Genomic DNA, 13,775 nt, shown 5'->3' on the forward strand with positions numbered 1-13,775 from the left:
AATCCCCGTCAGCCCGCCCCCACCCACCCGGTCACCCACCGCGCCGTCAGCCGCGGCGAGGACCCCGGCCTTCGTCGTCCTCGGCGTCCCGGCGCGGGCCCAGCAGCTCGTCCGCCAGCGTCGGCAGATCGTCCAGCGGGGTCTCCTCCGCCCAGTCCGAGCGGGCCCGGCGCGGCCGGCCGTCATCGCCGAGGACGGGCAGCTCGCGGGTCGCGTCGTTGCCCGAGTCGCGGAAGATGCCCGGCGGGACCCGGTCGGCCGGGTTCTCCTCGGGGCGCTGGGCCGTCGGGCGCGAGGCGGAGTAGGAGCCCCGGGACGACGGCGACCGCGTCGCCGCCCCACCCGCCGGACCCGTCGCGCGGACCGGCGGCAGCACGGAGGTTTCCGCCGCCGGATCCGCGGGGTCGAACTTCGGGACCGGCACCGTCTGGGTGACGTCGTCCGGCTGCACGACCCGCTTGACGGTCGGAGTCTCGATCGTCACTGCGTCATCGGGGTGCGGACCCTTGCGCAGGCCGGCGCCGGGCGCGGGTGCGGAAGGCGCGGCCGGCGCAGGGGCCACAGGCGCGGCGGTCGGTGCGGCAGTCGGTGCGGCCGCGGCCGGCAGGGCCGCGGAAGCCGCCGAAGCCGCCGCCGCCGCTGCCTTCGCCGCCGTCTCGGCCGCCGCGGCCTCGGCCAGCCGGCGCGCCTGCTCGGCCTTCAGCAGGGCCTCCTCGGCCCGGCGCTGCTTCTCCAGCCGGCGCTCCTCGGCCTCGGCGCGCAGCCGCGACTCCTCCTCCGCCTGCTTGCGCAGCCGCTCCTCCTCGGCCGCGCGGGCCTTCTCCTCGGCTTCCAGCCGCAGCCGCTCGGCCTCGGCCCGCTCCCTGGCCTCTTCCTCGGCGCGCAGCCGCTCCTCGCGGGCCTTGCGGGCTGCCTCTGCCTCGGCCTGGATGCGGGCTTCCTCCGCCTCGCGGGCCTTGCGGGCTTCCTCCTCGGCCAGCAGCCGGGCTTCCTCGGCCTTGCGCGCCGCCTCTTCCTGGGCCTTGCGCTCTGCCTCCTCCTCGGCACGGCGCCGGGCCTCCGCCTGCGCGGCGACCTCAGCCTCCGAGAGCGGCAGCATCCGGTCCAGGCGGTGGCGCACGACGGTGCTGACCGACTCCGGGTCCTGGCCCGCGTCGACCACCAGGTAGCGCCCGGGGTCGGCCGCGGCCAGCGTGAGGAATCCGGCCCGCACCCGCTGGTGGAACTCCGCCGGCTCCGACTCCAGCCGGTCCGGCGCCTCGGTGAACCGCTCCCGGGCCGTCTCCGGCGACACGTCGAGCAGGACGGTCAAGTTGGGTACGAGCCCGTCCGTGGCCCACCGCGAGATACGGGCGATCTCGGTCGGGGACAGATCGCGGCCGGCGCCCTGGTAGGCCACCGAGGAGTCGACGTAGCGGTCGGTGATGACGACGGCGCCGCGCTCCAGGGCGGGCCGCACGACGGTGTCCACGTGCTCGGCGCGGTCGGCCGCGTACAGGAGGGCCTCGGCGCGGTTCGACAGTCCCGCGGAGGACACGTCGAGCAGGATCGAGCGGAGCCGCTTGCCGACAGGGGTGGCCCCGGGCTCGCGCGTGACGACGACCTCGTGGCCCTTCGCCCGTATCCAGTCGGCGAGCGCCTCCACCTGGGTGGACTTGCCGGCCCCGTCGCCGCCCTCCAGGGCGATGAAGAACCCGGCGTCGGACGCGGCCTGCACCGGCTCCCCGCCGCGCAGCGCCTCGCGCAGGTCGCGGCGCAGCGGTACGCCGCTGCGGTCGTCGGCCTTGGCCAGTACGACGACGGCGACCGGCAGCAGTAGGGCGCCGACCAGCATCAGCGTGAAGGCCGCGCCGCCGTGCGCGAAGACGATCCCGGCGCCGTCCAGCCGGTGCGGCCCGATCGCCGCGGCCAGCAGCGGGGCGGCTACGGCGCCGACGCCCACGGCCACCCGGACGCCGGCCTGCAGGTGCTCGGTGACCCGGGCCCGGCGCAGCTCCTCGGTCTCCTGGTCCAGCAGCGTGTGCCCGGTGTTGGCGGCGACGCCGGAGGCGGTGCCGGCGAGCAGCGACAGGAACAGCACGGTCGCGGTGTCCGGGACCAGCCCGGTCAGCAGCAGCGCGAGGCCGGCCACGGCGATGGACAGGGCCAGCAGGCGGCGCCGGGACAGGGCCGGAAGGACCTTGCCGGCCTGGGTGGCGCGGATACCAAGGGCCGTGCCGCCGATCAGGGCCAGTACGGACAGCGAGAACGCGGCCGCTCCGCCCCCCAGGTCGGTGGCGTGCAGAACCGCCACGGCGGCGGCGGAAGCGATCGCTCCGGCGACGGCGGCGCAGGCGAGCACCAGGAGCGGAACGGCCCCGGTGCGCCCCTTCTCGGGCCGGTCCCCCGCCTTGGGGGCGCGCAGACCCTCCAGCGGGGAGCGCGGGCGCGGGGTCTTCGTGTCGGGCAGGACCAGCGGCAGCAGCAGGGACACGGACGCCGCGAAGAGGCCGGCGGCCACGTACGAGCCGAGCGCGGCCTGGTTGTCGGCGAACCAGCCGACTCCGAGTCCGAGGGCCTTGCCGATCAGGGTCGCGGCGAGCAGCGCGGCCGCGGCGATCGGCACGGCCGCGAAGGAGGTACGCAGATTCAGCCGGCGCAGTGCGTCGAGGTGGTCCGGGAGCGGCCGTACGGTCGCGCCCTCCGGCGGCGGCGCGGGCACCAGGCCGGGCGCGGCGCTGTCCTTGGCCAGCGCCCACACCCGCTCGGCCGCGCCGGAGACGAAGACGGTGGCGAGCAGGGCGGTCAGCGCGTGGGCCGGGATCCAGTCGAGCCACAGCGGGGCGACGACGAAGAGGCCGAGCCGGACGCCGTCGGCGCCGATCATCGTCCAGCGGCGGTCCAGCTTGCCGCCGGGGGCGGTGAGCTGGGCCAGGGGGCCCAGGAGCACGGCTCCGAAGAGGAGGGTGGACAGCACCCGGACGCCGAACACGGCGGCGATGGCGAGGGCCCAGCCGGCGTAGCCGCCGCCGAAGGGCTCCTGGTCCACGGCCGCCTGGAAGGCCAGGAGCACCAGGACCAGCAGGGCGAGGGCGTCACCGATTCCGCTCACCAGCTGGGCGCTCCACAGACGGCGTAGCCCGGGGGTGCGCAGCAGTGCGCGCACCGCCCGCTCGCGGGAGTCCGCGGCGAGGGCTTCGTCGTAGGTGGGGGCGGTGGTGGGGGCGGTCACGACCGTTGGCTGCTCGGCTCGCGTCATCCGCCCAGCCTATCCGCTGCGCTTGGCGGGTGCGGAGCCCTGTGGACAACCCTGCGTGTGACCCGTGTGACGCGTGTGACCACGGACTCGGGCGCGTGACGGGCCTCGGCCCGGGGCGCGGTGTCCGCCCCGGAGCGGAGTGCCCGCTGCACGGGGCTCCGCGCCAGACCCGGTCAAACGCCGGACGGGCCGGCAAGACGACCGGACGGACCGGCATGACAAAGGGACAAGGCCCGTGCGCAGTGCACGGGCCCTGTCCCTGGCGTGGCCGAGGTCAGTCGTCCGACGACGGGACGGCCGCGGTGGCCTTCTTCGCCGTCGTCTTCGCCGCCGCGGTCTTCGCCACCGTCTTCTTGGCGACCGTCTTCTTCGCCGCCGTCGTCGTCTTCTTCGCCGCCGTCTTGGTCGCCGTCGCCTTCTTGGCGGGCGCCTTCTTCGCCGGGGCCTTCTTGGCCGTCTTCTTCGCCGGGCCCTTCGCGCGCTTCTCGGCGAGCAGCTCGTAGCCCCGCTCCGGCGTGATCGTCTCGACGTCGTCGTCCCGCCGCAGCGTCGCGTTCGTCTCGCCGTCCGTCACGTACGGGCCGAAGCGGCCGTCCTTCACGACCACCGGCTTCTCGCTCACCGGGTCGGTCCCCAGCTCCTTCAGCGGCGGCTTCGCGGCCGCGCGCCCCCGCTGCTTGGGCTGCGCGTAGATCGCGAGCGCCTGCTCCAGGGTGATCGAGAACAGCTGGTCCTCGGTCTCCAGGGACCGCGAGTCCGTGCCCTTCTTCAGGTACGGGCCGTAGCGGCCGTTCTGGGCGGTGATCTCCGCGCCCTCCGCGTCCGCGCCGACGACCCGCGGCAGGGACATCAGCTTGAGCGCGTCGGCCAGGGTCACCGTGTCCAGGCTCATCGACTGGAACAGCGAGGCCGTCCGCGGCTTCACCGCGTTCTTGCCGGTCTTCGGCGTGCCCTCGGGCAGGATCTCCGTCACGTACGGCCCGTAACGACCGTCCTTCGCGACGATTTCGTTCCCGCTCACCGGGTCCTTGCCGAGCTCGAACTCGCCGCTCGGCTTCGCGAAGAGCTCCTCCGCGTACTCCACCGTCAGCTCGTCCGGCGCCAGCTCCTCCGGGACGTCGGCGCGCTGGTGGCCCTCGGCGTCCTTCTCACCGCGCTCCACGTACGGCCCGTAGCGGCCGACCCGCAGCACGATGCCCTCGCCGACGGGGAAGGAGGAGATCTCCCGGGCGTCGATCGCGCCCAGGTCGGTCACCAGTTCCTTCAGGCCGCCGAGGTGGTCGCCCTCGGCCGGTACGACCTCGCTCGCGTCCTCCGCGCCGAAGTAGAACCGCTTCAGCCACGGCACGGACTGGGCCTCGCCCTGCGCGATGCGGTCGAGGTCGTCCTCCATCCTGGCCGTGAAGTCGTAGTCGACGAGCCGCCCGAAGTGCGTCTCCAGCAGGTTGACCACGGCGAACGACAGGAAGGACGGCACGAGGGCCGTGCCCTTCTTGAAGACGTACCCGCGGTCCAGGATCGTGCCGATGATCGACGCGTACGTCGACGGGCGGCCGATCTCGCGCTCTTCCAGCTCCTTGACCAGCGAGGCCTCGGTGTAGCGGGCCGGCGGCTTGGTCGAGTGGCCGTCGACCGTGATCTCCTCGGCCGACAGCGCGTCGCCCTCCGCGACCTGCGGGAGGCGCTTCTCGCGGTCGTCGAGCTCGGCGTTCGGGTCGTCCGCACCCTCGACGTAGGCCTTCATGAAGCCGTGGAAGGTGATCGTCTTGCCGGACGCGGAGAATTCCGCGTCCCGGCCGTCGCTCGCCCGGCCACCGATCTTCACGGTGACCGAGTTGCCGACCGCGTCCTTCATCTGAGAGGCGACGGTGCGCTTCCAGATGAGCTCGTACAGGCGGAACTGGTCGCCGGTCAGACCCGTCTCGGCGGGAGTGCGGAAACGATCACCCGAGGGACGGATCGCCTCGTGCGCCTCCTGCGCGTTCTTGACCTTGCCGGCGTAGACGCGCGGCTTCTCCGGCAGGTACTCGGACCCGTAGAGCTGCGTGACCTGCGCGCGGGCCGCCGTGATCGCCGTCTCCGACAGCGTCGTGGAGTCGGTACGCATATAGGTGATGAAGCCGTTCTCGTACAGCTTCTGCGCCACCTGCATCGTCGCCTTCGCACCGAAGCCGAGCTTGCGCGAGGCCTCCTGCTGGAGCGTCGTCGTACGGAACGGGGCGTACGGAGAGCGGCGGTACGGCTTGGACTCGACCGACCTGACGGCGAACGAGGTCTGCTCCAGCGCGGCGGCCAGCGCCCGCGCGTTCGCCTCGTCGAGGTGCAGCACCTCGCTCTTGAGCTGCCCGGTCGAGCCGAAGTCGCGGCCCTGCGCCACGCGCTTGCCGTCCACCGTGTTCAGGCGGGCGACCAGCGTGGAGGGGTCGGAGGCGTCACCGGCGCGGCCGGTGGCGAAGGTGCCGGTCAGGTCCCAGTACTCGGCGGTGCGGAAGGCGATGCGCTCGCGCTCCCGCTCGACGACGAGACGGGTGGCCACGGACTGGACGCGGCCCGCCGAAAGCTTCGGCATGACCTTCTTCCACAGGACCGGCGAGACCTCGTAGCCGTAGAGGCGGTCGAGGATGCGGCGGGTCTCCTGGGCGTCGACCATGCGCTGGTTGAGCTCGCGCGGGTTGGCGACGGCGTCGCGGATCGCGTCCTTGGTGATCTCGTGGAAGACCATCCGGTGGACCGGGACCTTGGGCTTGAGGACTTCCTGCAGGTGCCACGCGATGGCTTCGCCCTCGCGGTCCTCATCGGTGGCGAGGAAGAGTTCGTCGGACTCGGCCAGCAGCTCCTTGAGCTTCCTGACCTGGGCCTTCTTATCGGCGTTGACGACGTAGATCGGCGCGAAGTCGTGCTCGACGTCCACGCCGAGCCGGCGGACCTCGCCGGTGTACTTGTCGGGAACCTCGGCCGCGCCGCTGGGGAGGTCGCGGATGTGCCCGACGCTCGCCTCGACGACGTATCCGGGGCCGAGGTAGCCCTTGATCGTCTTCGCCTTGGCAGGGGACTCGACGATGACGAGTCGGCGGCCGCCCTTTGCGGTCTCGCTAGTCGGGGACAACTTGGCTCTTCTCTCCGGTTCGGCACTCGGTCGCGGTACGGCGACGCTGCGGAGTGTGACGGTACAACCCGCCCCCGTGTCAAACGGCAGAAGCCCGCAACGGCCACTCGAACGGTAACCCGACAAGTGCCATTTCTGCCGCCCGGATGCCGCGCCGGGCCCTCCGCGATCACTGGGCAGAGTGGCCGAAGGGCCGTCTGGCCCCGCCCCCGCACCCCTCTTCACGTCGGTGTTTGAGACCGGACGCACATCCGGAGGGTCCGGCGAAAACCGGCGTGCCCCTCGCGAGCACGCCCGCGCACCCGTCCCGGCCGGCCGCGGGGCCGGATCCACGCGGGCACCGCGCGGGCGTTTCGCGAGCCCGGCGCGGGCGCTGCCCGGACGACTCGCGGCGCCCGGCGCGGGTCCTGCCCGGACGGCCCCGCGGGCGGGCGGCGCCGACGGTGGGACACAGCGGCGCCGACGACGGAACACGACGGGGCGCACACCCTCGGCCACCGGCGCGCCGTGCCGGGCACGCGCCCCCGTCAAGCCTGTGGAGTGGCCCCGAACAGCGGGAACACGGTCGCCGCGAAGATCGCGGACCGCCTCCCACACCATTCCCCTTGATGCCCCGGGGCCACTCCCGGGATCCCCCCGGATCCCGATGTCCCGGAGCTTTTCAGCCGAGGGCATACAGCGGGCGAACCCCGGGTTGAATCCTGGTTCGCACTGCCCGGCGGGCTCCCGGGCGGGGACCGGCGGACGGGACGGACTACTCCCCGGCCGGCGTCCCCGCCTGCGTCACGGGCTCCAGGAACCCCTGCTCCACCAGCATCCGGATCGCTTCCGGCGTCCGGTCCCGCAGGACGACCGGGTCCTCCTCCACCAGCTGCGCGATGGCGTCCAGGATCTGCCCCGCGCTCAGTGATCCGTCACACACTCCGGCGAAGCCGGCCCCGACGGTGTCGACCTTGGTGGCGCGCCGCATCCCGCGGTTCTGCCGCAGCACCACGTGTTCCGGATCCTCCGCGCCGGGGGCGCCGACCTGCTCCTGCACGACCTCCTCGGCCAGCCGGAAGTAGCCCGCCAGCAGGGCCGCGTCGTCGTGGTCGCGGAGGTAGTCCTGCCGGGCGAAATGCGCGAGGACGGTCTCGCCGAGCGGCTGTTCCACCGAGTGCGGCCACTCCTCGACCACGATCGAGGGCTCGGCCGCCTCACTGCGGCGCAGCGTGATCCAGCCGAAGCCGATCGCCTTGGTCTTGCGGGCCTCGAACTCGTCCAGCCAGTCCTCGTAACGCTGCTCGTACTCGGCCGGGTCGGTGCGGTGGTCGCCCGCGTCGCGCAGCCACAGCTCCGCGTACTGCGTGACGTCCTGCACGTCGCGCTGCACGATCCAGGCGTCGCAGCCGCGCGGCACCCAGGCCCGTACCCGGTCGTGCCAGTCCTCCCCGTCCACGTGCTGCCAGTTGCCGAGGAACTGCGCGAACCCGCCCGGGTTGAGCCGGGCGCCGGCCTCCTGGACCAGGGTCCGGCACAGGTCGTCGCCGCCCATCCCGCCGTCCCGGTACGTGAGCCGGGCCCCGGGGGAGATCACGAACGGCGGATTCGACACGATCAGGTCGTACGTGGCTCCGCCGACCGGCTCGAACAGCGATCCGGTCAGCAGCTCCGCCTCCGGGGCCCCGGAGAGCGCCAGCGTCAACCGGGTGAATTCCAGGGCCCGGGGGTTGACGTCGGTCGCCGTGACCCGGGTCGCGTGCTGCGCGGCGTGCAGCGCCTGGATCCCGGAGCCGGTGCCGACGTCGAGGGCCGAGCCGACCGGGGTGCGGACGGTGATCCCGGCCAGGGTGGTGGAGGCCCCGCCGACGCCGAGGACCACACCCTCCTCGCGGCTGCCGATGCCCCCGGCCCCGCCGACGGCGCAGCCGAGGTCCGAGACGATGAACCAGTCCTCGCCCTCCGGACCGCCGTACGGGCGTACGTCCACGGTGGCGTGGACCTCGTCGCCCTCCCGGCGCAGCCAGCCGTCGGCCAGCGCCGCGTCGACGGGCAGCGCGGACGCGGCGTGCACGTACGGAACCGGCTGCCGCAGCAGGAACAGCCGGACCAGGCTCGCGAGCGGCCCGTCGCCACGGCTGCGCGTGGCGCGCAGGGCGGGGACCGTCTCGCTGCGGGCGAGCGCCGCGTAGGCCGGGGCGCCGAGCATGTCGAGCAGCCCGTCGGCGGTGAAGCCCGCGTCGAGCAGCGCGGCGCGGAGCTCGGCGGCGCGGTCGTACGAGGGGAGGCGGGCGGGCAGACCGGAGGGAAGGCTGGTGGTACTCACCCGACCATTGTGGCCGCTGCCGCCGGCATTCCCCGCGCCACACGGCCTTCGGCGTGGACGCCCGTCGGCGCCGGCGCCACCGTCGGGGCGCACAAGCCCGGGACGCTCCCCGGCCGGGCGCAGCTCCGTACGGCCCGCGCACTCACCCGCGGGGCGCCGTGCGCGGGCTGCTCGACATGCTCGGCGCCCCGGCGTACGCGGCGCGGACGCCACCGGCCCGGCCTCGGAGCGCGCCGTGACGGCCCCGGACGCGGCAGGGCGGCCGGAGTCCCGAAGGACCCCGGCCGCCCCGGTCCGCGTGCCGCCGCGTCAGAGCGGCGGTACGCCCTACGACTTCGCTGGCGACGGCGTCGTCACCTGGCAGCCCTTCTGGCTGTTCATCGCCTTGTCCAGCCCGCCCGCCTTGAGCTGGTCGAGCGCGTCCTTGCCGCCCTTGGTGGCTTCCTCCAGACCGCCCGCCACGTCCTTGAGTCCCTCGGCGAACTTGCCCTGGTCCTTGGGGTCGAGGGCGTCCATCTTCGCCTTCAGCGCGGTGTAGCCCTGCGCCGTCTCCTCGAAGCCCTTGACCGCCGCGGTCTGGGTCTTCTCGCCGTCCTTGACCGGCGGAACACCCGCCCCCTGCAGGGCCGTACCCATCGCCTTGTACGACTCCGACATGGTCCCGAAGGCCGCCGAGTCGGTCGACTGGACCTCCTCGGGCTTGCTGCTCTCGGTCGCCACCCGCTTGATGTCGGCGTTGGCCTGCTCGATCTTCTTGAGCTCGGGCTGCCAGCTGTCGCAGACCTTCTTGGCCCAGGCGTCGGTCTTCTCGTCGCCGTCGTCCCCGCCGCAGCCGGACAGGACGAGCATCAGCACGGCACCGCCCGACACCGCGGCCGCAAGCTTCTTGTTCACCGGATTGGTCCCTTCGAAGGCTCTCGGCCCGGAAGATACACGCCCGCCATCCGGGAAACGCAAAGGCGGACGGACGGCGCGTCAGTCCGCGCCGCCCGTCCGCCGTTCGGGCGTACGATCGAGTCCTTCCGATCACCGGTCGGGAACCGTGTTCAGGAACCCCGTTCAAGACCCCGCTCAGAGCCCCGCTCAGAGCCCCGTTCAGGACCGTCGGCCGGCGACCTCCGCCCCGAGCCTCCGTCAGGAGACCCGGGGCCCGGAATTCAGGAGGAGACCGCCGCCGGGTCGACCTGCGGGGCCACCCGCTCCGCGGGCGCGTTCCCGCTCTCGCCCTCGCCGTCGTCGCCGACCGCGATGCCGCGGCGCTTGGAGACGTAGACGGCGCCGACGATGACCCCGATCGCGAGGATCGCGACGATCGCCCGCACGGTCGGGTTGGCGTCCTCGCCGTAGCTGAACTGCACGACGGCCGGAGCGATCAGCAGCGCCACGAGGTTCATGACCTTGAGCAGCGGGTTGATGGCCGGACCGGCGGTGTCCTTGAACGGGTCGCCGACCGTGTCGCCGATGACGACCGCCTCGTGGGCCGCGCTGCCCTTCCCGCCGTGGTGCCCGTCCTCGACGAGCTTCTTGGCGTTGTCCCACGCGCCACCGGAGTTGGCGAGGAAGACCGCCATCAGGGTGCCGGTGCCGATGGCTCCGGCCAGGAAGGACCCGAGCGCGCCGACGCCGAGCGAGAACCCGACGGCGATCGGCGTGAGGACGGCGAGCAGGCCGGGCGTGGCCAGTTCGCGCAGGGCGTCCTTGGTGCAGATGTCCACGACGCGCCCGTACTCGGGCTTCTCGGTGTAGTCCATGATCCCGGGGTGCTCCCGGAACTGGCGGCGCACCTCGTAGACGACCGCGCCGGCCGAGCGGGAGACGGCGTTGATGGCGAGGCCCGAGAACAGGAACACGACCGCCGCGCCCAGGATCAGGCCGACCAGGTTGTTGGGCTGCGCGATGTCCAGGCTGAGGTTCATCTCCCCGGCCTTGGCGCCGACTTCCTTGACCGCGTTCGCGATGGCGTCGTTGTACGAGCCGAAGAGCGCGGCCGCGGCGAGCACGGCGGTGGCGATGGCGATGCCCTTGGTGATGGCCTTGGTGGTGTTGCCCACCGCGTCCAGGTCGGTCAGCACCTGCGCGCCCGCGCCCTGGACGTCGCCGGACATCTCCGCGATGCCCTGGGCGTTGTCCGAGACCGGCCCGAAGGTGTCCATGGCGACGATGACGCCGACCGTGGTGAGCAGGCCGGTACCGGCCAGGGCCACCGCGAAGAGCGCCAGCATGATCGAGGTGCCGCCGAGCAGGAACGCCCCGTAGACGCCGAGGCCGATGAGCAGCGCCGTGTAGACGGCGGACTCCAGGCCGACGGAGATGCCGGCGAGGACCACGGTGGCCGCGCCGGTCAGGGAGGACTTGCCGATGTCCCGGACGGGACGGCGGTTGGTCTCGGTGAAGTAGCCGGTGAGCTGCTGGATCAGCGCCGCGAGCACGATGCCGATGGCGACGGCGACCAGGGCCAGGACGCGCGGGTCGCCGGAGTGCCCGGAGATCGCGGCGTCGTCGACTCCGACGAGCTCCTTGTAGGTGGCCGGCAGGTACGCGTAGACGGCGATCCCGACGAGCACCAGCGAGATGACGGCGGAGATGAAGAAGCCGCGGTTGATGGCGGTCATCCCGCTGCGGTCGGTGCGCCGCGGGGAGACCGCGAAGATGCCGATCATCGCGGTGACGACCCCGATGGCTGGGACGATCAGCGGGAAGGCCAGGCCCAGGTCGCCGAAGGCGGCCTTGCCGAGGATCAGGGCCGCCACGAGGGTGACGGCGTACGACTCGAAGAGGTCCGCGGCCATTCCCGCGCAGTCTCCGACGTTGTCGCCCACGTTGTCGGCGATGGTCGCGGCATTGCGCGGGTCGTCCTCCGGAATGCCCTGCTCGACCTTGCCGACCAGGTCGGCGCCGACGTCGGCGGCCTTGGTGAAGATGCCGCCGCCCACGCGCATGAACATCGCGATCAGGGCGGCGCCGAGGCCGAAGCCCTCCAGGACCTTGGGGGCGTCGGCGGCGTAGACCAGGACGACGCAGGAAGCGCCGAGCAGGCCGAGGCCGACGGTGAACATGCCCACCACGCCGCCGGTGCGGAACGCGATCCGCATGGCCTTGTGGGAGACCTCGGTCAGGTCCTTGGCGGGCTGCCCCTCGGCGGGGGTGGCCTCCCGGGCCGCGGCGGCGACGCGGACGTTGGCGCGAACCGCGAGCCGCATGCCGATGTAGCCGGTGGCGGCGGAGAAGAGGGCGCCGACGAGGAAGAAGGCGGAACGTCCCGCCCGCTGCGTCCAGTCGTCGGCGGGGAGCAGGAAGAGCAGGAAGAAAACGACGACGGCGAATACGCCGAGCGTGCGCAGCTGTCGGCCGAGGTAGGCGTTGGCGCCCTCCTGGACGGCGGCGGCGATCTCCTTCATGGCGTCGGTTCCCTCGTCGGCGGCGAGGACCTGGCGGACCAGGATCTGCGCGACGACGAGCGCGGCGATGGCGACGGCCGCGATGATGATCACGATGAGCCGATTGTCATCAGTGAGTACTGCGGATGCCAGGTCAGTGGTGCGACCGGGCGCGATAGGGGTGAAGAGCCCCGTCATTCGTCCTCCTTGACGTGATGAGCTCAAGATGTGGACGGATTGTAGGGAGCAAGACCCGATCAAAACAGTACGCAGGAAACGGAATTGGCCTGCACTTGCTCCTCACCAATAGATCCGGTCACTCCAGTACCCCCGAAAGTGGTAACGGGACAAAGGCATTGACGCCTGATCATCGATCTAGGAAATCGCCCGAGCCGGTAGGGATTTCGATCCAGGGACGCAGAAAAGGCCCTGCTCGGCAGGGCCTTGAATAAGATCAAATGGCGAACGGAGATCGGAAGAGGATCAGAAGAAGATCGGACGATACGTCGCCACGCGCGGCCGACACCCCCGGGACCCACGGGACCGGGGCCTCACCGCCTTACCGGCACCCACCCGGCCCCCGATCGGCAGACGGCCCCGCCGGCGGACTCACGGCAGCCCCCGTCCACCCGGGGACGCGAAGGCGCGGGGGGCACGAAGGCGCAGGGGCGCGGAGGAACCCCCGGGGACACGAAGGCGCAGGGGCGCGGAGAAACGCCCGGGGACACGAAGGCGCGGAAGAGCGCCCGGGGAACACCGGGAACACCGGACCCCAGGGAGCACCGCTACGGCCGCTACGGCCGCTACGGCAGTTCGGAGGTACCCGAGACGGGCCACCTCATCCGGATGGTCCCGCCCGCCTCGCCGCTGATCACCTCGACGTCATCGACCAGGCCGCTGATCACGGCGAGGCCCATCTCGTCCTCGCCGTCGTTGTCGGGGTCCAGGACGGCTTCGATTCCGGACACGCCGGAGGACGGACCGCCGGCCGGTCCGGGCACTTCGTCGCCGACCTCGATGGAGAACACCTTCTCCTCCTCGGTCAGCACCACCCGGACGGGCGCGGTCAGCCCGTTGCTGCGGTGCAGTCCGACGGCGCGCGAACAGGCCTCGCCCACGGCGAGGCGAACCTCGTCGAGGACGGCTTCCTCCACACCGGCCCGGCGCGCCACGGCGGCCGCGACCAGGCGGGCCGTCCGGACGTGTTCGGGCTGGGCGCTGAAGCGGAGTTCAACGGTGGCCATGCGCGTCCCCCTCGGACTACGGGCGTGCCTTACAGGGGCCCGGACCGCCTGTGGCCCGGTACCCCCCGCTCCTCATCGGCCGTTTCGCCGCCGAGAGCCTCAGTCGGTGGCGTTGACGGCCTCTTCCACCGAGTTGTGGATCGGAAACACCTTGGTCAGACCGGTGATTCGGAAGATCTTCAGGATGCGCTCCTGGTTGCAGACCAGACGCAGCGAGCCCTCGTGCGCGCGGACGCGCTTGAGGCCTCCCACGAGCACACCAAGCCCGGTGGAGTCGAGGAAGTCCACTCGCTCCATGTCGACAACCAAGTGGTAGCTGCCGTCGTTCACCAACTCGACCAACTGCTCGCGCAGCTTGGGCGCGGTATACACATCAATCTCGCCACCGACCTCCACGACCGTACGGTCGCCGACAGTGCGAGTCGACAGGGACAGGTCCACGGATCCTCCAGCACCTTGCTATCGAGCGGCGCCCCCCAGGGGCCTCCCCACCCGAAGGTAGGCG

7 protein-coding genes are annotated in these 13,775 nt (G+C 72.4%); all 7 read right to left on the minus strand.

Annotation, left to right across the window (positions count from 1 at the left end; all coding sequences use genetic code 11):
- Positions 1 to 46: 46 nt before the first annotated feature.
- Complete coding sequence (gene tmk / locus J7F03_RS06460; protein WP_214947674.1) at positions 47 to 3,238, minus strand: dTMP kinase; 3,192 nt, start codon at positions 3,236 to 3,238, stop codon at positions 47 to 49.
- A gap of 274 nt (positions 3,239 to 3,512) precedes the next feature.
- Entirely contained in the window at positions 3,513 to 6,344 is a 2,832-nt protein-coding gene (gene topA / locus J7F03_RS06465; protein ID WP_214947675.1) for a type I DNA topoisomerase, read from the minus strand.
- A 754-nt stretch (positions 6,345 to 7,098) separates the two neighbouring features.
- On the minus strand, positions 7,099 to 8,649 hold the full coding sequence (locus J7F03_RS06470; RefSeq protein ID WP_214947676.1) for a methyltransferase: 1,551 nt from the start codon (positions 8,647 to 8,649) through the stop codon (positions 7,099 to 7,101).
- Positions 8,650 to 8,976: 327 nt separating this feature from the next.
- The gene (locus J7F03_RS06475; RefSeq protein WP_214947677.1) at positions 8,977 to 9,543 is read right to left on the minus strand and encodes a small secreted protein; all 567 of its coding nucleotides are present in this window, start codon (positions 9,541 to 9,543) and stop codon (positions 8,977 to 8,979) included.
- A gap of 263 nt (positions 9,544 to 9,806) precedes the next feature.
- Positions 9,807 to 12,224, minus strand: coding sequence for a sodium-translocating pyrophosphatase (locus tag J7F03_RS06480; protein WP_214947678.1), 2,418 nt, complete (start codon positions 12,222 to 12,224; stop codon positions 9,807 to 9,809).
- A 605-nt stretch (positions 12,225 to 12,829) separates the two neighbouring features.
- A complete protein-coding gene (locus tag J7F03_RS06485) occupies positions 12,830 to 13,270 on the minus strand; it encodes an ATP-binding protein (protein WP_214947679.1) in 441 nt (146 codons plus the stop codon).
- A 99-nt stretch (positions 13,271 to 13,369) separates the two neighbouring features.
- Entirely contained in the window at positions 13,370 to 13,711 is a 342-nt protein-coding gene (gene bldG / locus J7F03_RS06490; RefSeq protein ID WP_112451865.1) for an anti-sigma factor antagonist BldG, read from the minus strand.
- Positions 13,712 to 13,775 lie beyond the last annotated feature (64 nt).

It is taken from the genome of Streptomyces sp. ISL-43, from assembly GCF_018614195.1.
GTDB lineage: Bacteria > Actinomycetota > Actinomycetes > Streptomycetales > Streptomycetaceae > Streptomyces.

Bases quoted from the DNA above. Each gene is read 5' to 3' on its own strand.
- J7F03_RS06485 (WP_214947679.1), bottom strand. From the start codon at position 13,270: ATGGCCACCGTTGAACTCCGCTTCAGCGCCCAGCCCGAACACGTCCGG.
- tmk (WP_214947674.1), bottom strand. From the start codon at position 3,238: ATGACGCGAGCCGAGCAGCCAACGGTCGTGACCGCCCCCACCACCGCC.
- J7F03_RS06480 (WP_214947678.1), bottom strand. From the start codon at position 12,224: ATGACGGGGCTCTTCACCCCTATCGCGCCCGGTCGCACCACTGACCTG.